The organism is Brevibacillus panacihumi W25, assembly GCF_000503775.1.
Lineage (GTDB): Bacteria > Bacillota > Bacilli > Brevibacillales > Brevibacillaceae > Brevibacillus > Brevibacillus panacihumi_A.
This window is the reverse complement of sequence record NZ_KI629782.1, coordinates 1,783,008-1,809,463: the sequence shown is the minus strand read 5'-3', so window position 1 is coordinate 1,809,463 and position 26,456 is coordinate 1,783,008. Positions and strand designations below refer to the sequence as shown.

At 44.4% G+C, this 26,456-nt stretch carries 30 protein-coding genes and 1 pseudogene; 10 read left to right on the top strand and 21 right to left on the bottom strand.

Going from position 1 to position 26,456, the window contains the following annotated elements; genetic code table 11:
• Positions 1 to 138 precede the first annotated feature (138 nt).
• Positions 139 to 1,026 carry a putative RNA methyltransferase gene (locus T458_RS38020; RefSeq protein ID WP_035316084.1) on the bottom strand — a complete coding sequence of 296 codons (888 nt, stop codon included), beginning with the start codon at positions 1,024 to 1,026 and terminating at the stop codon, positions 139 to 141.
• Positions 1,027 to 1,322: 296 nt separating this feature from the next.
• Between T458_RS38020 and T458_RS38015 the strand changes: the two genes are divergently transcribed.
• Positions 1,323 to 2,033 carry an AAA family ATPase gene (locus tag T458_RS38015; RefSeq protein ID WP_023556275.1) on the top strand — a complete coding sequence of 237 codons (711 nt, stop codon included), beginning with the start codon at positions 1,323 to 1,325 and terminating at the stop codon, positions 2,031 to 2,033.
• On the top strand, positions 2,026 to 2,577 hold the full coding sequence (locus T458_RS38010) for a hypothetical protein (protein ID WP_023556274.1): 552 nt from the start codon (positions 2,026 to 2,028) through the stop codon (positions 2,575 to 2,577). Before T458_RS38015 ends, T458_RS38010 begins: the two co-directional genes overlap by 8 nt.
• 46 nt (positions 2,578 to 2,623) lie before the next feature.
• Here the strand turns inward: T458_RS38010 and T458_RS38005 are convergent, their stop codons facing one another.
• The 4 genes from T458_RS38005 to T458_RS37990 all read right to left on the bottom strand — a co-directional run bounded on the left by T458_RS38005 (position 2,624) and on the right by T458_RS37990 (position 5,445).
• The gene (locus T458_RS38005; protein ID WP_023556273.1) at positions 2,624 to 3,151 is read right to left on the bottom strand and encodes a GNAT family N-acetyltransferase; all 528 of its coding nucleotides are present in this window, start codon (positions 3,149 to 3,151) and stop codon (positions 2,624 to 2,626) included.
• 21 nt (positions 3,152 to 3,172) lie between these two features.
• The gene (locus tag T458_RS38000) at positions 3,173 to 3,799 is read right to left on the bottom strand and encodes a TetR/AcrR family transcriptional regulator (RefSeq protein ID WP_023556272.1); all 627 of its coding nucleotides are present in this window, start codon (positions 3,797 to 3,799) and stop codon (positions 3,173 to 3,175) included.
• 156 nt (positions 3,800 to 3,955) lie between these two features.
• Positions 3,956 to 4,642, bottom strand: a complete 687-nt coding sequence (locus tag T458_RS37995) for an HAD family hydrolase (protein WP_023556271.1) — start codon at positions 4,640 to 4,642, stop codon at positions 3,956 to 3,958.
• Positions 4,643 to 4,692: 50 nt separating this feature from the next.
• Positions 4,693 to 5,445, bottom strand: a complete 753-nt coding sequence (locus tag T458_RS37990) for a hypothetical protein (RefSeq protein ID WP_031305610.1) — start codon at positions 5,443 to 5,445, stop codon at positions 4,693 to 4,695.
• A 146-nt stretch (positions 5,446 to 5,591) separates the two neighbouring features.
• Between T458_RS37990 and T458_RS37985 the strand changes: the two genes are divergently transcribed.
• The 3 genes from T458_RS37985 (at position 5,592) to T458_RS37975 (ending at position 8,410) form a co-directional block, all read left to right on the top strand.
• A complete protein-coding gene (locus T458_RS37985; protein WP_023556269.1) occupies positions 5,592 to 6,470 on the top strand; it encodes a GNAT family N-acetyltransferase in 879 nt (292 codons plus the stop codon).
• A 51-nt stretch (positions 6,471 to 6,521) separates the two neighbouring features.
• On the top strand, positions 6,522 to 7,376 hold the full coding sequence (locus tag T458_RS37980; protein WP_023556268.1) for a pentapeptide repeat-containing protein: 855 nt from the start codon (positions 6,522 to 6,524) through the stop codon (positions 7,374 to 7,376).
• A gap of 98 nt (positions 7,377 to 7,474) precedes the next feature.
• A complete protein-coding gene (locus tag T458_RS37975) occupies positions 7,475 to 8,410 on the top strand; it encodes an aminoglycoside phosphotransferase family protein (protein WP_252989798.1) in 936 nt (311 codons plus the stop codon).
• Between the two features lie 71 nt (positions 8,411 to 8,481).
• On the opposite strand, the pseudogene T458_RS37970 reads toward T458_RS37975, so the two are convergent.
• Positions 8,482 to 8,682: pseudogene (locus T458_RS37970) on the bottom strand (methyl-accepting chemotaxis protein); the annotation flags it as partial.
• Positions 8,683 to 8,766: 84 nt separating this feature from the next.
• On the bottom strand, positions 8,767 to 9,429 hold the full coding sequence (locus T458_RS37965; protein ID WP_023556265.1) for a CPBP family intramembrane glutamic endopeptidase: 663 nt from the start codon (positions 9,427 to 9,429) through the stop codon (positions 8,767 to 8,769).
• A gap of 178 nt (positions 9,430 to 9,607) precedes the next feature.
• On the opposite strand from T458_RS37965, the gene T458_RS37960 reads away from it, so the two are divergent.
• Positions 9,608 to 10,105 carry a hypothetical protein gene (locus tag T458_RS37960; protein ID WP_023556264.1) on the top strand — a complete coding sequence of 166 codons (498 nt, stop codon included), beginning with the start codon at positions 9,608 to 9,610 and terminating at the stop codon, positions 10,103 to 10,105.
• A 355-nt stretch (positions 10,106 to 10,460) separates the two neighbouring features.
• Here T458_RS37960 and T458_RS37955 read toward each other — a convergent pair.
• From T458_RS37955 to T458_RS37910, 10 genes are all read right to left on the bottom strand, one after another.
• Positions 10,461 to 11,604, bottom strand: a protein-coding gene (locus T458_RS37955; RefSeq protein ID WP_423236789.1) for an IS3 family transposase whose coding sequence is annotated in 2 segments (ribosomal slippage) — positions 10,461 to 11,334 and positions 11,333 to 11,604 — 1,146 coding nt in all. Because the reading frame shifts where the segments join, the coding sequence is not laid out codon by codon here.
• Between the two features lie 7 nt (positions 11,605 to 11,611).
• Entirely contained in the window at positions 11,612 to 11,962 is a 351-nt protein-coding gene (locus tag T458_RS37945; protein ID WP_023556263.1) for an SRPBCC domain-containing protein, read from the bottom strand.
• Positions 11,963 to 11,982: 20 nt separating this feature from the next.
• Entirely contained in the window at positions 11,983 to 12,441 is a 459-nt protein-coding gene (locus T458_RS37940; RefSeq protein ID WP_023556262.1) for an SRPBCC family protein, read from the bottom strand.
• A gap of 113 nt (positions 12,442 to 12,554) precedes the next feature.
• Entirely contained in the window at positions 12,555 to 12,935 is a 381-nt protein-coding gene (locus T458_RS37935; RefSeq protein ID WP_023556261.1) for a carboxymuconolactone decarboxylase family protein, read from the bottom strand.
• An 18-nt stretch (positions 12,936 to 12,953) separates the two neighbouring features.
• Positions 12,954 to 13,148, bottom strand: coding sequence for a YgaP family membrane protein (locus tag T458_RS37930; protein ID WP_023556260.1), 195 nt, complete (start codon positions 13,146 to 13,148; stop codon positions 12,954 to 12,956).
• 60 nt (positions 13,149 to 13,208) lie between these two features.
• A complete protein-coding gene (locus T458_RS37925; protein WP_023556259.1) occupies positions 13,209 to 13,880 on the bottom strand; it encodes a Crp/Fnr family transcriptional regulator in 672 nt (223 codons plus the stop codon).
• 74 nt (positions 13,881 to 13,954) lie between these two features.
• Complete coding sequence (locus T458_RS37920) at positions 13,955 to 14,416, bottom strand: GNAT family N-acetyltransferase (protein ID WP_023556258.1); 462 nt, start codon at positions 14,414 to 14,416, stop codon at positions 13,955 to 13,957.
• 56 nt (positions 14,417 to 14,472) lie between these two features.
• Positions 14,473 to 14,901: an NUDIX hydrolase gene (locus tag T458_RS37915; protein WP_023556257.1), complete on the bottom strand. Its 429-nt coding sequence runs from the start codon at positions 14,899 to 14,901 to the stop codon at positions 14,473 to 14,475.
• A gap of 166 nt (positions 14,902 to 15,067) precedes the next feature.
• Positions 15,068 to 15,490 (bottom strand): DUF1259 domain-containing protein, encoded by a 423-nt coding sequence (locus T458_RS56425; protein WP_023556256.1) that lies wholly within the window; start codon positions 15,488 to 15,490, stop codon positions 15,068 to 15,070.
• Positions 15,491 to 15,531: 41 nt separating this feature from the next.
• The gene (locus T458_RS37910) at positions 15,532 to 15,951 is read right to left on the bottom strand and encodes a DUF1259 domain-containing protein (RefSeq protein WP_023556255.1); all 420 of its coding nucleotides are present in this window, start codon (positions 15,949 to 15,951) and stop codon (positions 15,532 to 15,534) included.
• 281 nt (positions 15,952 to 16,232) lie between these two features.
• Between T458_RS37910 and T458_RS37905 the strand changes: the two genes are divergently transcribed.
• Both T458_RS37905 and T458_RS37900 read left to right on the top strand, forming a co-directional pair.
• Positions 16,233 to 16,814 (top strand): type 1 glutamine amidotransferase family protein, encoded by a 582-nt coding sequence (locus T458_RS37905; RefSeq protein ID WP_023556254.1) that lies wholly within the window; start codon positions 16,233 to 16,235, stop codon positions 16,812 to 16,814.
• Positions 16,815 to 16,889: 75 nt separating this feature from the next.
• Positions 16,890 to 17,333 (top strand): cell wall hydrolase, encoded by a 444-nt coding sequence (locus T458_RS37900; protein WP_023556253.1) that lies wholly within the window; start codon positions 16,890 to 16,892, stop codon positions 17,331 to 17,333.
• A 43-nt stretch (positions 17,334 to 17,376) separates the two neighbouring features.
• Here T458_RS37900 and T458_RS37895 read toward each other — a convergent pair whose 3' ends face one another.
• On the bottom strand, positions 17,377 to 18,942 hold the full coding sequence (locus tag T458_RS37895; RefSeq protein ID WP_436967336.1) for an ABC transporter permease: 1,566 nt from the start codon (positions 18,940 to 18,942) through the stop codon (positions 17,377 to 17,379).
• Positions 18,943 to 19,145: 203 nt separating this feature from the next.
• Here T458_RS37895 and istA point away from each other — a divergent pair, with 203 nt between their 5' ends.
• Together istA and istB are read left to right on the top strand one after the other, a co-directional pair.
• Positions 19,146 to 20,696, top strand: a complete 1,551-nt coding sequence (istA, locus tag T458_RS37890; RefSeq protein WP_144083832.1) for an IS21 family transposase — start codon at positions 19,146 to 19,148, stop codon at positions 20,694 to 20,696.
• A gap of 2 nt (positions 20,697 to 20,698) precedes the next feature.
• Positions 20,699 to 21,466, top strand: a complete 768-nt coding sequence (gene istB, locus T458_RS37885) for an IS21-like element helper ATPase IstB (RefSeq protein WP_023555913.1) — start codon at positions 20,699 to 20,701, stop codon at positions 21,464 to 21,466.
• A gap of 653 nt (positions 21,467 to 22,119) precedes the next feature.
• On the opposite strand, the gene T458_RS37880 is transcribed toward istB, so the two are convergent.
• The 3 genes from T458_RS37880 to T458_RS37875 all read right to left on the bottom strand — a co-directional run bounded on the left by T458_RS37880 (position 22,120) and on the right by T458_RS37875 (position 26,397).
• Positions 22,120 to 22,719, bottom strand: a complete 600-nt coding sequence (locus T458_RS37880; RefSeq protein WP_023556250.1) for a toll/interleukin-1 receptor domain-containing protein — start codon at positions 22,717 to 22,719, stop codon at positions 22,120 to 22,122.
• 14 nt (positions 22,720 to 22,733) lie between these two features.
• Entirely contained in the window at positions 22,734 to 24,419 is a 1,686-nt protein-coding gene (locus T458_RS0128660; protein WP_171819362.1) for an AlwI family type II restriction endonuclease, read from the bottom strand.
• A gap of 76 nt (positions 24,420 to 24,495) precedes the next feature.
• Positions 24,496 to 26,397 (bottom strand): Dam family site-specific DNA-(adenine-N6)-methyltransferase, encoded by a 1,902-nt coding sequence (locus T458_RS37875; protein ID WP_023556249.1) that lies wholly within the window; start codon positions 26,395 to 26,397, stop codon positions 24,496 to 24,498.
• Positions 26,398 to 26,456 lie beyond the last annotated feature (59 nt).

The following is a 26,456-nucleotide window of genomic DNA, read 5'->3' as shown; positions in this document are numbered from 1 at the left end:
TTACATTTATTATCTATAACTTGAGGGTGAATAACTATTAAGGAGTTAACGTTTCTGGGGAGGGAAGGGGAGGTTTGGGAGATTCAAAGAAAAGGAGCAAGCCTGAGTAAGCAAAGCTGCTCCTTTCTGCCTTTTCATTTATCCTTTCTTACCGTACAGGATCGAAAAATCAACGGTGACTTCTGCTTGTTCCTGATTCGTCCATCGCTGAAGGAGGGCGTCCGATGTGCCCCATGACAGCGGAGTCATCCGTGCCAGGGAATGCAGTTCCTCCTTTTGCAAAAGGATGCTGTAGGTTACACGCTCCATCCCTATGAGTGAAAAATGGCGCTTGAACAGCTCTTGTATCCTTTTGTTGGAATACGTATCACGAAGTGTATGTTGGTGCAAGGCCTCTCGTAATTCTTGCAGGTAATGGCTCTCCGGAATTACTTTGATCACGATGCCGTCATCAGCCAGTATGCGGTGAAACTCGTCATAGTTGGAGGGCGACAAAAGATTCAATATCACGGAAAAGGAACGATCCATGACCGGGCATCTGGCCAGATCCGCCACGCACCAGATAGTGTTGGAACTTCTCTTCGCAGCGATTTTGATCCCCTCCTTGGAGATATCAAGCCCGACTCCCAGGGGAGCGATTTTGGTGCGTTCCAGGATATTCTGTTGTATGGAGACAAGATGCGATCCTTCTCCGCACCCTGCATCCAGGAGACGCAAAGGCTCGAGATGTGGCGGCATGTTTTGGTGGATGCCCTGACTGATTCGGGAAATCAAAGGTTCAAAAAATCCACTGGCATTCATGTGCTGTCGAGCGGCAAACAAGGACGTGTCATACTTGGTTTTGGGAGGACGCGTCAGCAAGTTGACGTAACCATGTTTGGCAAAATCAAAGCAATGTCCGCTCGAGCAAACAAAGCTCGTATTGGGAATAGCTTTCATCGGTTTGGAACATAGCGGACAAGCGAATACATGCTCATGTTGAGCGAGCAGATGGAAACGCTCCAGTTTCTTTTCGTTTTTGGACACAAAAAAGCACCCCATTCATTCGTTTTCGAGAATGAAAAAGGCACAGTGAAAGAAACCCAGGTCATTTTCCAAAAAAAAAATGACGTGAGCCTGCCTTCCTGCACCTCTCATTAACGGTAACGAATGAATTGGATGATCATGAGAAAAGCAACTCCTTTAAAACAGATCAAGGGGAAAAAGACCCCCAGGCAAATATAACATGAGCAAGGATGGTTTGAAAAATGGCAATGCAAAGAGTATCTTGAAAATAATGATGAGGGTTGAATCCATGAACGAAATGTTGGGAGTGGAGTTTCATGTACTTACGAAGCCTTGAGATTATGAGAAGTGGAGATTCGGATCCCAATCGCTATCCCTTTTCCATACCAGCAATAAAAAGTTTAACCTCGCTTTCTTTTCGAACCAACGTTACATTTTTTGTCGGAGAAAATGGTTCCGGAAAATCGACGATTCTTGAGGGGATTGCGTATCAATGTGGCTTTCATACGGCAGGTGGAGGAAAAAATAACTACTATGAGGTAGACTCTTCTGATTCTGCTTTGGGCGAGAACATTCGCCTCTCGTGGATGCCCAAAATGACGAACGGCTTTTTTCTAAGGGCAGAGACGTTTTATCACTTTGCCTCTCATATGGACACGATGCCGGCAAGCCTGCAATCCTACGGGGGACGTTCCTTGCATCAGCAATCACATGGAGAAGCATTTCTGTCTCTTTTTACCCATCGTTTTGGGGAAAAGGCGATATACCTGTTGGACGAGCCTGAAGCGGCCCTTTCACCTGCGCGGCAACTGGCTCTGTTACGCATCATAAAGGATCTGGAGAATAGCGCCCAATTCATCATTGCTACCCATTCCCCGATCTTGCTTGGCTATCCCAATGCACAAATCTTGAATTTTGATGAACAACCGATTGAAGAGATTCAGTATGAGGATACGTTGCATTACATCATTACCAGACGCTTTCTCGAAAACAGAAAAACAGTATTGGATGAATTGTTCCATGAGTAAGAAGCGCATGCATAACAAAGTGAAGAAAAAACTGTTCGGACTGTTCACCGGTGAGTGGTTTGCGGCATTGATGTTTGCCGTGCTTTGGGTCCTGTACTTGTATTTGCTCGAGGGATTCGAGGTTTATTTGACTTCCGCTCCGTCTCTCTACGCGTTTGTTATGTTGGAGTGGATCTTGCTTCAGGGAGGCTTTTACTGGTTTTTAAAATGGAGGCAGGTGCGAAACAAGTCATCCTCCAACCTTCCTGATCATCAATTGAGGCTGTTTGCGTTTTTTAAAAAGAGCAATATGTTCCTGATCGCTATCGGGATGTTGGTTCTGATCTACCAATGCTACGTGTTTGCCGCGGATTTCTATTGGTTTTTATTTTTGTTTTCTTTCGCCGTGATTGAACATATCAACTATTACCATATCCGCCTGTCCTACATGAGTGTAGAAGAGATCAAGGAGCTTTTGGGGCAAAAAGGGCTTCGGCGCTCGCTGCTGGCAAAGGAATTGAAGAAGTATCATGGGCGGTTGAAAGGAAAGCGCGGAGCGTCATAAAAGCAGCACTAGAAAAAGAACGGGCGGCCCCAAGAGGCACGCCCGTTTACCATTCTTCCTGCAAGATTCCCATGTGAAGGATGTCATGCCATTTTCCTTCCCTGAAGATCGCTTGACGCGATCTTCCCTCGTGTTTGAAACCCAATTTTTCATACAGCGATGTCGCGTTTTCGTTGAAAGAAAACACACGAAGCGACACCCGATGCAGATTCATTTCTAGAAAGGCGTAGTCCAGCAACAGCTTCAGTGCCTCCTTGCCGAACCCTTTGCCCCAGTACGCTTTCTCTCCAATATCGATGATGCATTCGGCATTGCGGTTCTTGGGATCGATGTGGACCAGGGAAGTGATGCCGATTGGCTTCTGTGTTTCTTTTTCGAGAATGAGATAGCTCTTGGACGTGGGCGATCCGAGAATCACCTGTGTGACGAAATCCGTGGTACTCTCGAAGGTATGCAGATCCAACATTGGAAGGGTCGTTCGCATGACCTCCAGATCATTTCTCCAGGAATGGTAGATCGGGATATCCTCCAAGGTCATTTTGCGAAAAGATATCCGTGCCGATTCAAACAACATCTGGATTCAGCTCCTCTGAGATTAGTGTTTCTCTTCTGCTGAGACGGGACGCAGCATTTCTTTTAAGGAAAACAAAAGCAGGTCACACTGCTCATCCACGTTGGTTTTGTCTTGACCCAAGTGAGCGGTGTCCAGCATCAGGCCATCGATGAAGGAAATAAGGTAACGGGCAATCGAGTCCCGTGGAAAGCGGGGGGCGAGATCTCCCCGTTCGGCACCTGCTTGAATAAAGGCAATGAGCACCTCTACTAATCGTTGGTAGCGATCGCTGATGTAGGGGTAGCCCGCTTTGTTTTCCCTGACGGACAAGAAAAACTCGGAATTGGCCACGAGCAGGGATTGGTCAATCTGCTTGATTTGCATTCGCTGTTTGTCGAGCCAGGAGATGATTTGCTGCCAGGAGGTCCGTTCGTCATCCGGAGTGAAACAAAGGATGTCTTGCTGGTCTTCGTACCGGAGAAGCTCGATATAGACGTGCTCCAGATTATCGAAGTAGGCGTACAACGCACCGCGAGATACACCTGCTTCGTCGAGGATGTCTTGCATCGTGGCGTTGGTGTAGCCCTTTTTGATAAAAACCTGCTTTGCGGCTTGCAACAACTCTGTTTTCTTTTGCTGCTTATACTCCTCGCTTACTTTTGGCGCCATGTTCTCACCTTCTTTATTAAAACGACATGACTGTCGTTATTTCTTGACTGTTAGTATAAACGACACCGATGTCGATTTTCAAGCAAAAAAATACCTTTCGCTTGAGCGGAAGGTAATTGGCTTGATATAGTACATTTGGTTCGTTATTTGAAACCATCACCTGCGTCTTTCATCCGGTAATTTCATGTATTGTGTCAGTGTTTTTAATTCCGCCAAATCGTCGATAACAAAATCAGCATGCTCGGGCGGGGACCAATGTTGGCTCTTCTTCCAAACGCCAATCATACCTATCTGTCTGGACGCCTGTACATCGTTGATCGGATGATCGCCAACGTACATGCTCTCTTGCGGAGAGACGCCTAGTAAATCCAGCGCATGGTGAAATATGCCCGGATCCGGTTTCTTGCGCCCCACTTGCTCCGATACTAAAATCTCAGAAAAGCAGTGTTCGATCCCCAATGCGCGAATATTTCTCATTTGAAATCCTGTGAAGCCATTGGTGATTACGGCCAACTTAAACTGGTGTTGTTTCAGATGCTCAACTGTCTCCATCAGGTGGGGAACCGGCACACAGTGAAAATGAAATCGCGTGATGTAGTCCTCAAGCAGCGCTTCTGCGGATACCCCCTGAATTCTAAACTCCTCAATCAATTTCTGGTAGACGACGTCTTTCCATACATATCCGTGCGCATCCAGCTCGACAAATCTTTTTACATAATCGGCTTGTAAAATATGTCCAAAGAAGGGTTGAAGCCGATCATGCTGATCGTGAAGGAAACGCAGCAGAGAAGCATCCCTGTCAAGCATCGTGTCATCCAGATCGAAAAGAACCGCACTTACCATTTCAGAAGATTCCCCCCTCTCACCATAAACTATGCGTACGACTTGCCGGATTAGCTGTAGAGAGGCGGAAAGCCGGCGCGACTCCACAGCCATAAAGGAGTATGTACGTCGATAGGTGCCAAGCCACTGCCCTTCAATGCTGTCTCCCAGGCAGACGCTACTGCCTGGCGGTCGCTGGTGCTGCCCTGCAAAACCTTTTCAGAACAAAGCCCAAGTTGGACACTTCCTTGCAAAATATGCGTATCCGGCGCGATTGTAATCAGTTCGCGGGATTTCCAGGCAATACCTGCATACGACTCTAGGACGTACAGCCAGTAATGAAAGATTTTGGGTCCGGACAAATAGGGAAAAGAGGATTTGCGCCGGACTTGCATCAGGTCGATCAGGGAGGCAACGTCGTAGTTACATGACTGAAGCATTCCGGCAACGCTGCCATCGGGGGAGGAATCTACAATGCCCTGCGCAACCCTTTGCCAGATCTCAGGATGCCGATTGGGCTGAAGCGCGACACGATGATGAATCAGGACATTGCGCAGCTCCTCTCTTTCACATGTGACCGCTGCAAAAGGACGAAAGATCCAGCGAGTGCCTTCATCCTGATAAGCATGTGCTACGGATTGCCAGAGCGTGTAGGCATTCCGTTGGTAATTCAGAGACATCGCCAGCGTCAACACATTCGGCAAATCCTCGTCCGGAACGATCCCGATAAGGGCATCCTCGGGCATCACTTCTCCGCCCAAAAGGCCACTTTGATGCATATGCACAAGTTGTTTCACGTTTTGTAAAAAGGTTTCGTGTGTCATTTTGCTACCTTCCGATTTCATATTGATATAACCTATTTCCCTTTGCTAGAGAATGAATTTTCTGGTAATCCATGATACAATACGTCCAGCACTCGTGCAAACGGATACGAAAAATGTTTCGCAATGGTATTTGAGGAGGAGCGAGCATGCAAGAATTGATCGTGGCCAAGGATTACAAACATAACGATGCCCTTCGAAAAAGCTTCTCCGAACTCGCATCCCAGACCTTCGGCATCCATTTTGAAGAATGGTACCAAAAGGGCTTTTGGGATGAGCGATATATCCCTTATTCCCTGGTTCAGGGCGATCAAGTCATAGCCAATGTCTCCGTAAACCTTCTATCATTTCTAATAAACGGCGAGAAGAAAAAAGCAATTCAGATCGGTACGGTCATGACGCACCCGGATTTCCGAAAACGGGGATTGTCGGCAAAATTGATGAATCTCGTCTTGGCAGAGTATGAAAATCAGTATGATTTCATGTACCTGTTTGCCAACGACACGGTATTGAATTTTTATCCCAAATTCGGTTTCCAACCTGTGGAGGAGCATCAATTTTCGATGCCCTTTACGCCTGGTCCTATTAAAAATCATACAAGAATACGGAAGCTGGACATCAATCAAGCAGAAGACCTGGATCTGATTGCCCAATACGCAGCGCAGAGGGTGCCTGTTTCCGAGTGTTTTGGAACAGACAACTGCCCTGGCATTTTCATGTTTTATGCTTTGTATGTCTTCTCTCAAGAGCTGTATTACCTGGAGGAAGAAAACGTGATCGCGATCTATAAGCAGGAGGGCGACTGCTTGCATCTCTATGATTGGCTCAGCAAGCAGAAGATCAGCATCCATGCGCTTTTGCGAAAATTGGCAGGGCCCGAGACGAAAAAAATCGTGTTTCACTTTACACCGGATGAGGAAGGGATCGAGACAGAGAGTGAAAGCCTGAATACGGGCTTATTTGTAAAGACGAATGGGGAGATTCCGTATCCGGTGCATGTAAAGCATCCGATGACCTCCATTGCGTAAGGGATAAATTACGCTTAGGAATCACCATGAAATGCGAAAGGAGTCTGCAGCATGTCAGCGAACCAGGATAACCACCATATATACTCATCCTTGCAAGGGGACTGCGAGAACTGCTTCGGTTTGTGCTGTGTCGCGCTCCCCTTTGCAGCCTCTTCCGACTTCGCGATGAACAAGGAAGCCGGGAAGCCTTGCCAAAACCTGCGGGAGGACTTCCGCTGCGGCGTTCACAGCAGCTTGAGGGAGCGGGGCTTTCGTGGATGTACGGTTTACGACTGCTTCGGTGCCGGGCAGAAGGTGTCGCAAATGACGTTTGGCGGTCGTGACTGGCGGCAAGAGCCAGGTGCGGCGAAGCAAATGTTCGAGGTATTCCCGATCATGTGGCAGCTTCATGAGTTGCTGTGGTACCTAAGAGAAGCGCTGAAGCTCCAGCCAGCCGCGGAGATTCATGAAGAACTCCAGAAGGCCTTCGATGAAACGATGCGCCTTACCCAGCTCGAGCCGGAAGCTCTCGGGAAACTGGACGTAGCGGCACACCGGGCTGATGTGAATGTTCTGCTGCTGCGGACAAGCGAGCTCGTACGAGAGGAGGCCCAGCGTCAATACAAGGGAGTTAAAGGCCGTCAGCAGAAATACGGCCGAGGTGTTGACCTCATCGGCGCCAAGCTCAAGGGGGCCGATCTGCGCTGTGCCAATCTTCGCGGAGCATATCTGATTGCTGCGGACCTTCGTGGTGCAGATCTTCGTGCTGCTGACCTCATTGGCGCCGATTTTCGAGATGCAGACCTGCGCGGAGCTGATCTGACCGGGAGTATCTTCCTCACGCAACCTCAGCTGAATGCAGCGAAAGGTGACTCCCACACGAAAATTCCGCTGTCACTCGAAAGACCGTCACACTGGTCTGCCTAAGAGTGATGGCAAAAAGAGGGACGTGTGACAGGAAAGGAACTGGCAGAGCTGCGCGTTCTTTTTGGGAAAAACCAGATAAGCAGGAAGTGGGGATCAATGTGAGTGATGCGACAAACGAAGCAGGAGGGCTCCTCGATGGGATTCCCATGCTGCGAAACCGTTACAGGCTGGAACGAATACACAGGGGGTACTCAAGCGATCACAAATACATGGTAAACGATCATGAGGGAAATCCCCAATACGTACTGCGAACCTACAGCATACAGAAGGAAAAAGACAAAGAGAACGAATTTAAGATGCTCCAGCGTATGGAGGAAATCGGCGTAAGATGCACCAAGCCGATTGAGAGCGGCGTCCTGCCAAGTCTGGGGCTCGGATACATGATTGTTTCCTACATCGAGGGGGAGGAAGCTTCTGAAGCACTGCCATTCCTTGCCGAAAAGGAGCAGTATGACATTGGCGTACAAGCTGGCCTGGAGCTGAGAAAGATGCATCAGATTCCTTGCACAGATGATGATGTGGGGGCCTGGCATGAAAGAATGACTGCCAAATATGACCGCAACCGGGCCGAATATGCCAAATGCGGGATTGCGATCGAGGAGGAGAGCAGGCTGTTGTCCTTTATCGACGGGAATTTGCACCTGATGAAGAATAGGCCGAACCTTTTTCAACACGACGATTACCATGTCGGAAACCTGATTGTGAAGGATGGCGCATTCTCAGGTGTGATTGATTTCAACCGGTACGACTGGGGAGATCCGATACACGAATTTGTAAAGGCAGGCATGTTTAGCGCGGAGGTTAGCGTTCCGTTCTGTATGGGGCAAATCCGGGGATACCATGATTGCAACGAGCCTGGGGATGAATTTTGGCGGTTGTATTCACTCTATCTGGCTATGACATTGGTCTCATCCGTGGTCTGGATTTTGAGAGTGAGGCCAGAGGAGCTGGACTCCATGATGGGGAAGATACGCAAGGTGCTGGATGATCACGACCACTTTGAACGGATCGTGCCCAAGTGGTATCGGAAGTAAGGCAAAAAACAGAGTCCGCCTCATCTTGACGATGCGGCGGACTCTTTCGATCAAAGCTTGAATGCCTTTCCGACCTGGTTCACCGATTTCCCCGATTGCTCTGCCAGCTTCTTCACTTCGTCCGCGACGACAGCGAATTCCCTGCCGTGCTCGCCAGCTCGAGCAGCTTCGATTGCAGCATTCAGCGCGAGCAATTGGGTTTGTTCCGCTACTTCGGTTATCATCGATAAAATGGTGGTGATTTCCGTTGTTTTTTTGCCAGATTGATCAATTCGGCAGTTTCCGCAGTCGCTTTGGAGGACTGATCGGCCATTTCCATGGAACGTCATTATTTCATGCTCCGACCTGTCACAGTCTCATCTCAAGAACAGTATGTAGACGGCCATAATTCCAGCATCTGCGAGGATGTGGCTCACAATCGAGCCTACCAGGGAACTGCTTTTATACCGCATGTATCCCCATATCATGCCGGCGATAAAAACAGGAACGACCATCATGATATTATACGGCCAGCTAAACAAAGGGATGATGGAAAGGAAATGATAAAGACTGTAAAACAGGGAAGTAAGCAGAATCATTGCCCGCACAGACCGTTTTCCTTCCAGCTTTTTAAAAAAATAGCCTCTCCAGTAGATTTCCTCGAGAAATGGATTGATTACGAGTAAAACCAGGATCAGCCAAATGACGAGATCGCCGGAGAATTGCCAGTCTGCCAACAAGGCTTGCAGATCGTCGCGATCAAAAAGAAAGCTGTGGAAGAAATAACCCGCGAGAAGTATCGTCAAAAAGAAAAGAAGTCCCGTGGCAACGCCGTGATAGACATTTTTACGATTGAAGACGAGACCCATTTGTCTGAACGTTTCTTTTCTCGTTTTTCTTCTGATGACGAACCATTCCACAGCGGGAACAGCAAACAGCCAGCCATAAAAAAGCAGGAATGTTAAAGGTACGCTGCTCATTACTTGCAAACCCAAAAAGATCATCAAGGTTGGTCCAAGAAATAATAGAACGAGATTCATCAGATCCCCACCAAATCATAGTATGTTCCTATCTAGTAAGATTGTAGTGGGGAGTAGAGGAAGCGTGTAGTACCAACTTCAAGTGGTACCTAGAAGGATGGGATCTAAAAAAAGGTTGTGGTTGCCAATAAATGACAGCGAGTGTAAAATCACTGTTATCAATCCATGGAGGTTCCTCATGAAAAAGGTGGTAATTCCTTTTATGGCAATGATCCTGGTATTTTCCCTAAGCAGTTGCCAAACAGGAAGTGATGAGAAGAGGTCTTTTACAGAAGAAACGAATCGCTCAGAAAGTTATAACAATGTCTCTGCTTTTATGGAAGAAGAAAGCAGAAAGGTTTTTTCGCCTTACTATGAGTTGTTGGACTTTGCCATCTCAGATTATCAGGAAGAAATCGTTGAGGGAAATGTAGAAGCGAGCTTTTGGTATAAGGTGATCTATAAAAATTTTGATAAGGACCCCGACACGGTGGGCTATATTCAAGAAGCAAAAGAAAAGGGCGACCCTCATTACCAACAACTATATGATGAATATCTACAGCCGAAAGAGATGAATTTTGAATGGAAGGCTGTGATCGATGCCGCCGATTCGATAACGCTTTATGCAAATGTGAATCCAAAAGGTACAACATGGGAAAAAGCAGAGATGTCTGATTTTATCCTGACGAAAGAATGAACCCGTGATTTGGGTGGTTTTCTACTTCACGAGTCCTGCCCTCAATGTCGTAATGCCAAATTCCAAATAGCCTTTTAAGCAGGTTAGCATATAAACCCAACCCTCTTTGTTGTCTACGAGTTCAGTAAGCAACGCATCATCCGTCTCTTGAAAACTGTAATGCCCCCCTTTGTCAAGACACTTTGAGAACGAAAATAAGTTATGTCCTCCCATCTTTTTGAATGGTGGTACAGTTCCGAAGGCCGCTTGACATGGAGCCTCTGCGGGCATGACTGCTCGCGATCGGGCGATGGCTAGTAAGCTAGCATCGCGAGGCTAACTAGCCTATCATGCCCGCCCCTCCATGTAAAGCTGCCTATGCTACCGATGTTACATGCTCGTAGTAAATCCTGTCTGGTGTTGCATAGTCCAAAGATTGATGAGGACGGTCCGTATTGTAGAACGTGACGTACCGTTTGATGCCTTTCCGTAATTCTCGTGGATTTTCAAATTCATTCAGATAGATACATTCATACTTTAAAGCTCGAAAGAATCGTTCTGTACGACTATTGTCCGTCGCACGTCCCTTGCCATCCATCGATACCTGGATTTCATGTTCTGCCAACAGATTGAGATAATCTGCATTCGTAAAATGGCTGCCTTGATCACTGTTGATGATTTCTGGCTTACAGCGACGAAATGCTCGTTTCAGACAGGTCATGACAAACCCTTTCTCTAGCGTGCTCGACAACTCGTAATCAACCACCTTGCGACTGAACCAGTCTATGATGGTGAACAGGTACATAAATCCTTTCCCCATGCGAAGGTATGTGATATCTACTCCCCAAACGTGATTGGGGCGATGGATGTCCAGTCCCCGTAACAAGTAAGGGCGAACGTACTTTGCATGCAGTCGCTTGCTCAAATTGGGCTGTGGATGGATTCCGTGAATCCCCATGAGTCTCATCAGACGCCGTACACGTTTGCGATTGACGTTGAAACCCATTTCCCGCAGTTTGACGGTGATCCGCCTGTACCCGAAGAAGGGCTTGTCGGTGTAGATGGCATCAATCACGTGCATGATTTGAATGTTTTCAGCGCTCTCCTCCGTTCCTGCGGGCTTGCGGTACACACTTGTACGATTAACACCTAACAAAGAAGCTTGGCGCTTAATGTTAATTGTGGGATGATCGCGCTCAATCATGGCTTGGCGCTCTTTGACGGATTTATTTAAGGCCAGATTTTTTTTTGAGCCAGTCGATCTCCACGGTTAGTTGACCGACCAGCTTTTCCAGATGTTCTTGTTTGCTCTCGTACTCCTTTCTCAGTTTGTCCGCTTCACTGGTTCCCTTCTCGAACACCATCGAGGCTCGCTCAAGAAACTCGGCTTTCCACCGGCTGATCATCACCGGATTCAGCTCATATTTGGCGGCAATTTGATTCACGGTCTGCTCTTCCTGAAGAACCTCAAGCACGACCTTCGTTTTAAATTCTGGGGTATATCGGTTCCGTTTTTCCATGGCTTCATTATAACTTATTTATCACGCTCCCGTGTCTCAGCCTATGGGAGCATTGTAAACCTTCTTCGTTCACTTCAATGATCGTAGTAGAAGGCTCCAGCTCTAAAAGAGTCATCGTAACGATATGACCTTCCCACCCTACCCATTCGAACACGATTTTTTTATCGATCTCGATTTCCAGGATCTTTATATCTCCTTCAGCATTGTATTCATCATATCTCAGGGTAACGATCTTCCCTTGTTCCCATCTTGCAGAACTGGATGAAAACCAAAAGTTTCCGATTTTTGCCGGGTCAACAAACGCCTCAAATACTTCATGAGCCGGTTTTTCGATCTTCATTTTCGTAAGGTTGTTCATACTGGATCAACTCTCTTTCGTTATAGGGATATGGGAGGTAAGGTTCTTCCCGTCTCGAGCAAGCTCTTCAAATTGCTTAGAATGGCGGGCCATCCATTGTTTAGACCTTCGAAGGTATCTTCTTGATCTACCAGGTCGGCAGGCACGAGATTTTCATGTTTCAGGGTTAGTTTCACTGTTGTGGAATCCATTGGTTTTAGCTCAAATGTAACCAGGGACGGTCGCTCGCGGGAGGCCTGATCCGCCACATACGTCCATGTAAAAGAAAGCAGGCGATATGGCTCACACTTCTGGATGGTCCCGTAATCGCTAACCTGTCCGTTCCTTGAATAAGTAATAGTGGAGCCTTCATGCCAATCGGATTCGATCTTGCTGCCGAAGAAGTATTTTTCCGTAAAATCGCTGCTTGTCAAAGCCTCCCACAGCTTTTCAGGCGTCGTTGCCATGTAAATCACATATACAAACGTGGTGTCAGTCATCACGATCCTCCTCAAGCTTACATGCGATGATTTACTGGTTATTTTTCCCTGTCAGGTTTGTTTGTATAAGGAAGGGGCGTAATCTTTTGCCCCTTTCCATGGCGTATTCTTTCTCAACAAAAACACTCGGGCCCATATTGAGCTCCATGCGGAGGCGTACTTGCCTCTTCTTTTTCATAGGATAGCAGCGCGTTGACACCGTGGCTGAGGATTGCTCCGGCCCGGGTTGTTGCCGCAACGAGAATTGACTCCACGATTTCCTCCATGGTCCCTCCGAGAGCCTTGTATTTCTTTACATGTACATCAATGCAATAGGGGCATCCCGTTACATGGGCCGTGGCGATCGCGATCAATTCTTTTGTCTTTTGCGGCAATGCATTTGCTGTTTGATAGACTTGCTTCTCAAAATGCAGATAAGATGCAGCTGTCTCGGGGCTTGCTTTCATTAAATCGGGAATCCGTCGTAAATGATCCGGGGAATAGTAGGGTTTCATTTCATTCATCTCCTCTGGCTATGCTTTGGCGGAGCATGTGCGCACGCCCAGTATTCGATAGACCAAACACATGCCTAGCACTCCGGTCAGGATCAGTGGAATCCCGAGGAACCCTACGTATTTCCAGGTGCCATTGACAAACACAAGCATAGACAAGAGAGCCATTCCCGATATGAGCCGTATGATACGATCCCATACACCAACGTTTTTCATCGTTTTCATCCCTCCTGTGTTTAGTGTAAGAGATGAAAACAATCCACTTCTGTGACATCGTCACTTTACTTGAGACAGTTTTTCCAGTTCGCTGCGTTTCAGCATCGAAATTTTGCCTCGCCCCAATCGAATCCAGCCACGCCGCTCGAATTCCTTCAGCACTCTGCTGACTACTTCTCTTGCTGTCCCCAATTCCAGGGACAATGACTCATGGGTGATATAAAGAGGTGCTCCGGAATGGGGATTCGTCTTGCGCAGCAGCAGTTCCGCTACTCTGCGATCCATCGGCAGGAATGTCATATCTTCAATAAGACTGGTAACGGAAATCATTCTCTTGATGAAAAGACGATAAATGAATTGATTGAGCTCTTTGTATGTATCCATCCATTGCTTAAACAAGGCGACGGGAAGTACGAGCAATTCCGTTTCCTCTTCCGTCTCCGCAATAGCCTCGTAGCCTGTTTCCCCGAGAATGCTTGCCATCATAATGACGCATACTTCCCCTCTTTTTACCCGATACAGCGTCAATTCTTTCCCAGTTGGGCTTAGTTTGTAGATTCGCACACTTCCGCTTAAAACGAAGGAGGCATGTTGAAAAATATGTCCTTCCTCGATAACCGGACGGGCGGGCAGCGTGATCACGGCTGCCTCTGTATTCTGCCATTGTTCAAGAGGAATAGCGGCAAAGCAGGGGAAGGTGGAGACAATGCTGGCTATCTTCTCGTTCTGCATGCAAAGCAAAACCTCCCAGTTTGGTTTATCTGTTAAAGCACTCCACATGCGCGGGAAGTTCACTGGTTGACGTGCTACAATTGATTCCCGATGTCAATCTCTAGCAAGGGCAATGTTCGACCTTGGAAAACCGTCGACTCTATTTCTCCAACCCGCTTTGCCCCCATTAAAAGGTAAAAATTTTCTGCATGGGGTTCACTATGGATCGTAATTTTATGAACACCCAAATCGTTTGCGACCACGAGCATATATCTCCATAACGCTCTGCCATATCCCTTGCCGATCGCTTCCGGTTCGATAAACAAATCTTTCAGCAAGCATGAATCGCCTTCTCGTTCCAGACCCAGAAAACCTTTTATAGTTTCTCTATCTTCTAAAACATAGACGAGAGAAGATGCGATATATTCTGGAGAAACGGTTAAATCGTCCCGACAAGCTTCCATAAACTCGTCGCTGTAACCCCAGTAGGCTTTTGAACGAAAGGAAAGATCGCTTAAATAACTAGCCTCATGAGCTTCTGCTTTTCGGATATTCAATTTGATTCTCTCCTTTCAAATGCCGTCACAGCTTCGATATCCGGCGAATCGCTTCTTTATGATGATTTCCGTGCTAATGCGGCTCTTCTAATGCTCTCTTTTGTCCAGGGAGGAGCTTTAGGATGATTCATGATTTCGTCGTAGGTCATCCAATGTACGGCATCAACCTCATCGGGACTTTTGCAATGTGCGGTACCGTTGTCATATTCACAGAGGAAGACGATGTTGATCACGTTGCATCCATCATCTGTCACAAACGAGGAGCTATACACAAAAGTGACAGCATCTTTTATATTGATGCCAACTTCTTCATACAGCTCTCTTTTTACGGTTCGTTCCAGGATGTCGAGCGTGTTCCCTTCCACGTCTGCTTTTCCTCCGACAAGAGATAGAGTCCCGCCTGCATGTTCTTCTTTACTGCTTCGAGTAATCACAAGCCATTTCTCATCCTGACAGATCGCACCTTCTACGTTTACGATGAACATGCTGTCATCCCCCCTCAAATGATTCGTCTAGCATTATTTTAACATTTTTTTCAAGAATCCTTCGCTCTGAGAAGTGGAATAGAAAATGATAAAAAGAAAAAAGAGGGGTGATAACCCCTCATAGAGAACAATGAAAACACTTTCATCTTTGTACAATACTTTAACATTACCCTAAGAAAGCAATAGAACGTTTCACTTTCCTTGCAAATGCAATGGGATTATCGATAGATTCCCAGTGTATATACATCAGACGCGGGTTATCAAACAGCCAGTGATTATGGACTGCTGTTACTTTGACCCCGTTTTTGCGAAGGTTTGACAGTAATCGATTTACTTGGTTTTGGAAGAGGGCCGTTTCTCCTAAACAGAGTGCGCGACCTGAACTGTCCAATGATTCAAAGGAGAACAGTTGATACCGGACCAATGGTGATGTTGTACGTCTTCCTAAAATGGCGGCGTTAATTCTCCTGTTTCTGGTGACAAAACAAACCGGACCCTTTGTTATTTCATGCTCAGTTCCGCCTAAAATGGCTGAAAATTGGTTGCATAGTCTTCTAAAACGGGGACTTGCTTTCACTTGTGCCGCCATACGAAATCATCCTTTCGCATTATGATAGTCATACCGCTTCCTTAACCCAAGAATGCGATGGATTCTTTGGTTTTCCTAGCAAATACAATCGGATTCTCAACGGCTTCCCAATGCATATACATCAGACGAGGAGTTTCTTTTAGCCAGTGATTGTGAACCGCAGTGACTTTTATCCCGCGTTTACGGAGGTTTGACATCAATCGATTTACCTGATTTTGATGGACGGCAGTCTCACCCAAACAAAGAGCGCGCCCCGTACTATCAAGAGATTCAAACGAGAACATTTGCATTTGAACCAAAGGGGAGCGCGTTCTTCTACCCAGGATCGTCGCCCGCAAGTTCGTCATTCGCGTGACAAAACAAACAGGACCTGCCTCAATTTCCGATTCACCGCCAAGGATTCTTCCAAATTGGGCACAGAGTCTTCTGAATCGTGGGCTAACACTCATTTTTTGGGCCATATTAATCCTCCTTTGATCATGATCGCAATATCGTATGAAGAATGCAGGAAATTGCATTGGACGATACACCAAGTTTCAAGAATAAAAAATGAATGTTGTCCTCAGGCGAATCACGGCATCCTGGATGAAAAAGAAAAGCCGAGCGAAAATCAGGGCAGATACCTGAATGTCGTCGGCCGAGTCGAAAATAATCAGAGAATACTTATCTTTCCTGACCATGATTGTCAGTGAAGGTGGTTTATGATTCACATATACAAATACTCTACTAGGGGGGACTCACTTTGAAAGAAGTGTTACTTTTTATAACGGATGGTTTTGCTGATTGGGAGGCAAGTTACGTCAGTTCAGAGCTAAACAAGCCAGGAACAGGATATCGTGTAAAGACAATCGCGATTGACCAGGAACCCAAGGTTTCGATGGGGGGTCTAACGGTCCTTCCAGATTACACCGTAAAAGAATTCAATCCTGACTCCGATATCGCCATGCTCATCATACCTGGTGGAACGGGATGGAGAGAAGAAAAGAATCAGCAAGCGAAAGTCATTGTCGACTATTGTGTTGGCAAGGAAATTCCTGTCGCAGCGATCTGTGATGCTACCACATTTTTAGGAAGCCATGGATATTTGGATCATCATAGACATACAGGCAATACGTTGCCTTATTTGCAGCAAGGAGCACCGAATTACAGTGGAGATCAACATTATGTAGATGGTCAGTCGGTCCTTGACGGGAATCTGATTACCGCGAATGGAAGCGGCGCACTGGAGTTTTCAAGACATATCTTGGAGAGATTGGGTGTATTAGAAGGCGACGAATTGAATGAATGGTACGAAATATTTAAAAAGGGCTACTTTCCCGCGTAGCCCGCACATGTGCAACGTAACATTTCCGCTTCACCTACAATATGATGGCCTAGAACAATCTAAAGAGGTGAGCCAATGGCAGTCGTAAAAGCCAGGAAAAATGATATTGACATGTTGGCCAGATTGCTTCGAGCCGAAGCTGAAGGTGAAGGCGAAATGGGTATGCTCCTTGTAGGAAACGTTGGGATTAACCGAATAAGAGCGAATTGCTCTGACTTTAAAGGGATCCGGACGATTCCCCAAATGATCAACCAGCCGCATGCGTTTGAGGCTCTGCAACATGGCATGTACTACCAAAGGGCCAGAGACAAAGAACGCCGTCTGGCGCGACGGGTTGTGAATGGCGAGCGGTTTTGGCCGGCCAAATACGCCCTCTGGTATTTTCGTCCGGGAACAGCTGCTGCTCCTCAGCCGTGTCCGCCGACCTGGTATAATCAGCCGCACGTAGGACGATACAAGCTTCATTGTTTTTATCAGCCGACCGGAGAAGAATGTGAAAATGTATATAATATCTATTAATTTCTACAAGGGGCTACATCGTTAGCCCCTTTCATTTTCTCCGTTATTCTACACTCTTTAATGATTCAATCATATTTATTTTCGTGACTTTTTTTCTAAGAAGAAAGTTAGATAGGATGGTGAGCAAAAAGGCCAGAATTACGGATACCAACATAACGGAAATGGTAAGCTTATCCGGAATTTGTTGATGGGCGCTAGATAGTGCCTTTACGACATTTGCATACAGATAGCCGCTAATCGGTAAAGCTGCGATTACCGCAAATGCGGTTAGGATGATGTTTTCAAAAAATATCAGCCTGTTTATTTTATATTTTTGATAGCCTAATACTTTAAGGGTTGCAAGCTCACGATTCCTTTCATAAATGTTGATGGACGAAATCGTATAGATGGCTCCAAAGGAGAGGATGACAGCACAAATGATAAACATGATAAAGATAAAACTGTTTTGCTTCAAAATATACTGAGCTGATTTCTTTAGATCCGTCTTACCAGCAATGGCCTCTACTTGAGGATCTTGTTCAAAGAAGTTGCGGATGCTGCTAAGATCTGTCGAGCTATTTGCTTCCACTACAAGCGTGGTTGGACGGTAATCTAGGCCAAGGCTTTGTAAATAATCAGCTGTGATCGTAAACGATGGATTCGAATACTGAGTAGATATCTGTACGACCTTCATCGTAACAGTTTTCCTTTTCAGCGCCGGTTCAGTAAACGTAATGGTGAGGAGATCCCCTTGCGCAATCTGATACTTATCGGCGTAGGATTTGGGTACCAGGGCTCCGTTATTTTGCAGATGGATTTTATTGTCGTTTTCGTCAAAGAAATGAATGAGAGAGGTATTTCTTTCCGTCACCACTACATCTGCCTTTACGGCTTCATTACCTTTTATGAATTCAATAGGTAAGGTGGATAAAAAATAGCTGTTTTTCATACCGGAGGGCAGCTGATAAGGATTCGGGGATGCTCCTATTTTATAATCCACTCTTAGATCATAGGTATAAACAGCTTCAATTTGGTCCGCTACTTTTTGCAAGGCAGATTGAGTCCCAAAAGCTGTTATCAATAAAACCGTGCTTACGACAACGCCTACGGAGCTCGCCAGCGCTTTTTGTTTATGTAGGAATAGGTTTCTTAGAATGAGCTTGTAGCTGTAAGGAATATGACCCCAGATACCCGGAATTTTTTCGAGGAGTATCTTTTTCGTCGTTTTTGGCGGTTTAGGACGGAGCGCTTGAGCCGCACGTTCTTTCAATATGGTTCTGCCACTAAGATAACAGGCTAGCATCCCAAACGCGCTAGAGATTAGGATGGGAGGAATGATTGAAAAAAGAGAAAGTGAGAATTGAATGCCTGGCAGAGAGTAGGCCTTTGCATTCGACGCAGTTACGAAGGGAACAAAAACGAATGCGGCAATGGCACAGCCCAGGATTGAGCCTAGGATACCGACCAGTACCGGGTATCCCATGTAGTGAAGCATGATGCTTCTGTTTTTCACCCCCAAAGCCTTCATAATGCCCACTTGATTTCTTTGAGAATCGATCATTCTCGACATGGTCAGAAATAAGATCATCGCTTCGATCAAAAAGAAAACCAAAGGGATAACCTTACTCATCAAATGATTATTATGGATCGTGGCAGTGAGCATGGAGTAGCTGAAAGTCCGTTCTTTGCTGACTTGGTGTAACTGCTAAACTAAATTCAACAGTATCCGCCAAATAGAAATGAACACTTTTTTCTTTCACTTGGTAACCCAGTTAAGCTATGATTACTTGTTCAACATAGCTTGGCTGGGGGATGGGAAAGGTGGAAAAATTACTGTTGTATCTTCAGGTTCATCAATTAAAAGAGCAAGGATTTAAGGTGGCAGCCATCGCAAGGAAATTGGATCTGTCGAGGAACACGGTCTATAAATATCTAGATATGACTTTTGAGGAGGCATCAGATTGGGTCAATTCCCTTGGTAACAGAAGCAAAAAGTTGAATCCCTACCGGGATAGGATTCTCAGTTGGTTACATGAACATCCAGATCTGTCTTCTTCTCAGGTCGAGGACTGGTTAAAGGAGAAATATCCTTCCATTAAGATTGGAGGAAGCACAGTTCGATCCTATGTTAGTGAGCTAAGGGAAATATACCATATTCCGAAAATTGTACATATTCGTGATCACGAAGCAGTGGACGAGTTGCCAATGGGCCAACAGGCTCAAGTGGATTGGGGAGAAGTCACGGTTAAAAATATGGAAAAAAAGGACGTGAGATTATACTTCATCACTTTTGTTCTCTCCCACTCCCGTTTCAAGTATGTAGAGTGGCAAAGCAGACCCTTTACCACAAGGGATGCAATCAGATGCCATGAAAACGCATTCGTATTTTTCGGAGGAATGCCAGAGGAATTGGTTTATGACCAAGATCACCTGATCACCGTAAGTGAAAATGCAGGAGACATTATCCTGACGAGTGAATTTCAGTCTTATAAGCAAGAACGTGGATTTCGCCTTTATTTATGCCGCAAGGCAGATCCGCAAAGTAAGGGCAAGATAGAAAACGTAGTGAAATTCGTGAAAAGAAACTTTGCCAAACACAGGGTTTTCTCCAATATCGATGCATGGAACGAACGGTCTCTGGCCTGGCTATCACGGACAGGCAATTACAATGTGCACCATACAACAAAAAAGAGACCGGTTGAAGTGCACGCCCTCGAAAAGCAACACTTGAAGCCAGTCTCTCCCCTGCTCTCTTTCGAGAGCAACCGTGGATCCAGTATAACAAGAACTGTCCATAAGGACAATGTGATTAAATATAAATCCAATCGGTACTCCCTTCCTTTAGGGACATACCGTCCAAGGGGAGAGAATCAAGTATTTATCGAGATTCATGAAGAGGAACTGATTGTCAGAGCAACTCCGCAAGGAGAAGTTCTTGCACGACATCGGCTTTGCCACGGAAAAGGAGAGCTTATAAAAAGTAGACAGCACTCACGTGATCGATCTAAAGGGATTCATGCTTATAAGGAGACCATTATCCGCCAATTTCACGATCAAGAAAAAGCAATGCTGTTTATTCATGAGATAAGCGTTCGGTATCCGAGGTATGTACGTGATCATTTGCAAATCGTTCAATATGCCATCACCCATTTCCAACCTGATATTGAGGAAGCCTTGGATGTATGTGTAAAAGACCATTTATGGAGTGCAAATGACCTCCGGGATGTTGCACAGCACCTTTCCCGACTAAAAGATACCAAGCCCTCCTCAGAACCTCGTTTCGATCAAGCAATACCAAGCAACTTCCGCAACCTCTCCGCATTACAAGCCACTTCACCAACGAGGGAAATGGATAAATATTTAAAAATACTAGGGGGCATTTGACGTTGAACAGCACCGTACAGACCATGCAAAATTACTTCCGCCATCTTCGGATGGCGGAGACAGCCAATGAACTGCCTGAATTCCTTCGTAAAGCTGAAAAATTCTCTTGGACCTATCAGGAATTTCTAGAAGAACTCTTAACCTATGAATTGAAACGGAGAGAAGCAAAAAATGCGGAGAGGAGATTGAAATGGGCCAAGTTTCCCTATCAAAAGACCTTGGATGAATTTCAGATCGATGAGCAAAAGTCAATCAGTTCCCGCCAAATCAAACAGTTGAAGGAACTGAATTGGCTAGAACAACAGTACAATCTGATCCTTCTTGGTCCTCCAGGAGTGGGCAAAACCCACATTGCAATTGGACTTGGGTTAGAAGCGATACAAAAGGGTTTTCAAGTTACCTTTTCAACCATGGGAGAGTTGATCCATCTATTGAAAACCCAAGAGTACCTCACAAAATCACAAACGCAGCTTAAAAGAATAAACGAATCCGATTTGGTCATTATTGATGATCTCATGTATATGGCAATGGATCAAAGGGAGGCAAACCTATTTTTCCACCTCATAAACAACCTGTATGAACGAAGTTCAATCATATTAACATCCAACAAAGGACCCGAACAGTGGGGAGAATTAATAGGTGATCAAGGAATTACGACGGCTATATTAGATCGATTGCTTCACAGAGTGGAAGTGATCCAACTAAACGAAGACAGCTACAGAATCAAATACAGGAGCTCTATTTTCGGAGAAAAAAGTGTTCAAACTTAATGAGCAAAAAGTGTTCAAAACTACTTGACGGTTACATGCTTCCCATATAGTAATTCGATCTCCCATAACGCCTCAACAGGATTTACCATTTCACTAACCTGAACAACCGCATTCTTCCGTTCCTTCACAACATGCAACATCGAGATCGCTCCTCTCCGCGATAATATTACCCCTTTGAAGGGAGTCGACAACATCTGACAATCTCTAAATTCATTCTATCAAATAACGAGAGATCTGAACATCCCGCAGACCAACCCTTACCAAAGAAAAAAGACGACTCGTCAATCAGAGTCGCCATCACGCCATCTGTACACCAATTTAAAAATCACAAAAGGAGTCGTACAACTCCGTCAAAATATACCCTTTAAATAAAGCGTATATGGAAGGGCAGAGCAGCATCTGGAACGTGCCAATTCCATGATAACGAGATAAACTGCAGTAAAAAGAGCGTTTTTTTAATGTAAAGCGAAACACAAGATAAAGTATACTAACATAAAGAAATTAAGTCGGCAAATTTTGCTCAACTAATAAATTGTAAATATTTTACATTTTATTAGAGTTAACCTTGGAGCCTTATCAAACATGAAGGGAGACGATGCCCTTTGAGGCACTTTCTCGTTCTAAGATTGCTAATATTCCATATATCAAATTGACTACCACGGGACTATTGAAGGATGAAGAAACATGTGGTCAAGTTGATTTAACCTATACATATCTAGTAACAACCGTAACGGAAACTTCCCATAATATTCTTCCGCCTCACATTTAAACTCGATTTCTGTTCCCACAACATTAATCTCATAATGCACTAACCATTTCTTCAAATAATCAATTAATAAGTCAACGTCGTAATCTGGCTTTACTTTCCTTGCTACCAAAGTGGCGAATTGCTCCGGGGAATACTTATTCAAATCCAAGTACCCTGTTGTCTGTCTAATCCCAGGAATTTCAGTATTATCAAATCTAACTGGTAATATATACTCTGATTTTTCAATAAATGCTCTAGCCTGAGCACTAGCTCTTTCATGGTTTGTCCAGAGTTTTTCTTTATAATACTTAGAGATAAACATTATACAGTGCCTCGATTTAACACGGTAGATATCATCTAAGTGTGTGTATAAGTCTTTCCCCCATAAATCCACTTCTTCATAAACATCGTAAAATACTCTAATACCGATTTCATGCAATATATCAGCTACTTGTTGAACATACTCTCTATCTTCCCCCGCAAAAGATAGAGCAACGTCGTACATATAAAGACTCATATTCAGCTCACGAAAGATGCAACATTTTTCTCAATTTCACGTTTCCAAGCTGGAGCATGTGCATTACGAGGTATTAAACAACCATCTAATAGACTTCTGAAATGTCGATTTTCAAATCTACTTGACTCAAACTTTTCCATAATCAAAATAAAATGAGCTAAAGTAAGAGGTACAATATTGATGAAGTCTGGCTCATCACCACGATACCAAACTCCTATTCTGAACGTTTCAGCAGTATTGTTGTCTATACTTCTAGCTAGGAATAAACCATATACAGGTTTATCTTGTGCTTGGTATTTCAGTTTTTCTTTCGCTACATGCCTTCTAACCGGCTCTCCTTCGGCTGCCTCTTGTCTCGAAGAAGTAGTTAAGGTTACTTCGACAACAAGTACAAAATCCTCGAACTCGAAGATCATATCCGCACCACCGCCCGATGCGCATGAAATCGGAAAGAAGTCCTGATCGACCTTAAACCTTCGGGCTTCGTGTGGTTTGTTTACTAAATTATTAACTGCTAAGAAAGCTCTCCAGACTGCCCATTCAAAGAATGATGGAGCATCATCGATCTCAATATCAAACTCGTCACCTATAGCCTGATTATCGAGCTTCCTCAGATATGCAATAATCTCTTTCACCTGACTAGCAGTTGATTGATCAGCTGCGAAGCGCTCTTCCAAGTGTAACTGGTATATCTCCTCATATTTCATCCGGATAAGGTTTATTTCAGCTACCTGCATATCAGTTGATACCGTAGGCAAGGAATCAACCTGAAAGCCTGCATCCAACAATATATATTTATACCGCTCTATCTCTTCAAGCGCATTCGCTTCATTATCGGTAGGTAATTCTGCACCTTTCCAAAGCCTCGTCAGATAAGCATTTTGATTGTCGATGTCAATCAAGCGGTGACTTCTTAATATTGCATTTACTACTGGTAGTTTAGTTGGATTAATAACCAACCGTTTACCTTGCAAAGAAACCAGACCTGTTAACCGTGGATATCGAAAGTTAACATCAGCGTAATCGCGTAGCGATTCCCAACTAACCCCCGCACTCGACGCGATATGTTCCAAAAGAAGTCTTTCCTGTTGCCTTTTACCGACACGTCCGACTGCCTGATCATAATTGTCACGGAAGTTGTATATTTGAGTGATAACCTGCTCTACCTCATTGTGGTATCTACACACCTGGACTAAAGCCATTTCAGTCTTCGACAATCCACGAGAATCCTGCAGGGTGGATAACTTTACTAGCACTTGCAGAATAAATACAAGTGGACTAAAAGGAGAATCCCCGTTCCTCGGCTCAATTGCTGACGGTATCTGATATGCTAAGAGCGCCCTTAGCATGCACTCATTTTGCTGTTGAACACTCTCTGCATTAATCATTCTTCGACCACTTGCAGTGATTTCGTATGGCTTACCTGACAAGCCTGAAGTGTTGTAGTCCGCTTGGACTTCTCTAATTACACCATCAACTTCATTAGTACCCACATTTCTTGAAAATTTATGAGTTATAAAGCCAAGCTGCGAAAAACACGCCCTCCATTTACGACCAAGATCGCTGTAATCCCTGTCCTTGTTTGCGATTACTACAACCCCTGCATTATCTAAGGCTTCTGCAAACAAAAGCTCTTGCGGTTTACCTATTAAATTACCATTTAATGTAGAGTTCTGTAATACAATCAAACCATCACGAATCCTCTGTGGATTCCTAACCGTAGTATTCCCAAAGTGCCACGCAGTTCCCACGATAAACCACCCCTTAATAACCTACGAAGATATACTCAAGCACTTGATTTCGATTATCATTTACTTTATGAGCCTGATTTCCGAACGAGTATCGATGCTCGATCTGATGTACATCAACATTCCTTTTATACTTCTTCATAAGGTGAACCATTTCATCCATTGTCGGAAAAGCATTTGAGGAATACGAAACCATCAAAATGCTATTTTGGTACTTTTTGAACAACTGATCGAAAGCATCGTAAGCTCCATCTTTGTTTCCAAAAGGGGTTGAATACTTCTTGAATTTCTTGGTTTTTGTTTCCCACTGAATCTCTAAACCTTCCCACATCGTTGATACCCCTTCAAGAAAATGGTATCTTCTTGTATATTCATTATCACTTAATGGGCTGTAATATGGTGGGTCAATATAGATAAGGTCACAGTCAGCCGATAGCTCCATAGTATCAACATTTAAGGATTTATTAAGTTGACCGTTATCAAAAACTGCTTCATTATATAACTTGACTGATTCTAAGAAATGCTGATGAACACTCTTTTGTAAATCTTTTCTACCATCGTTATAGCGGTTTCCAACATACGTGAAAATTCCTCTTGGGCGTCTTTTTAAGCATGCTCTGCATATAGCCGCAATCGCAATAGCTTTCTTATAAGGACAATCCAGCATCTCAATCCTTGCTCTTAGATCGTCAATAAAGATATTCTCGTCATCCGAAAAGTACAATCCTTTGAAAGTCTTAGGGATGAAACCTGAACCATTTCCTTTAATCAAAAGAGAATCGACATCTTCAACGGTTAACTGGACGTTATTATTCTCAATAATCGATTTTGCTACATTCGATGAAAAACTCATAAAGTCATTTGTTATGACCTTTTTACCTTTGGTTTTAAACATATATCCAACCACACTGCTACCGCTAAAGGCATCAAGTACGGACTCAAACTTAAACTGCTTAGCAATGTCCCAGATGGAACCAATTAGATTTTGTTTGCTGCCCATATAACGAGTCCCAGGGAATTTCTCCATTTGATTTTCAGGTACTTTTGGCTTAATAACACGAATACTTTTCCTATTTGGTTGTGCAAGCACGATAACATCTTCACCTACACGATTGTTGCCTTTTGAATTAATAAATCTCTTTGTCTGATGAATCTCAATTTTATAGTCACTATATAACTCATGAACAAGAGGATGGTTGGAGTTGGTCAATATAACTGTACAACCCATCTCATACAGACGCTTTACTTCTTCAGCTAAGTCCCTATGATCATCGTTGTCAAAGAAATGTTTCGTGTACCTTTTGAAATCTGCATACTGTGATACGGGAATATAAGGTGGATCAAGAAAAATGACGTCACCCTCTGATGCATACTGATTAAGTACCTCAAGGTAATCATCACAAACGAGTATCTGACCTTTAAGAGCGTTACTTGCATTTATTAAGGTAGCTTCATCGCATATTTTTGGATTCTTATACTTACCAAAAGGCACATTAAACTCACCTTTTTTATTAACGCGGTATAATCCATTATAACAAGTACGGTTGAGAAACATTGTTCTCGCTGCGCGTTCCAACTTACTTAACTTTTCAGGGTTTTGAGAACGAATAAAATAATAGAACTCTTCATCATTATGATAATTACCAAGAATATCGATCAGGTTTGAAACATTATCTCTGACTACCTCATAAAGATTGATCAGATCTGGGTTAGTATCTGACAGTACTGCTTTTTCAGGAGATAGACCAAAAAAAATAGCTCCTCCTCCGACAAACGGTTCGATATACTTGTTATAATTTGAAGGTATATATTTTTCAATCTCAAACCAGAGCTGCTGCTTACCCCCAGCCCACTTTAATATTGGTTTGTTAACTGGTAAATTCCTGTTAGTATTTAAGTTAATTATCTTCGAACTCATAAAAGCACCACCAATTCAATTCTATTGACACAAGACATACCTTTCTATATTTTAATATA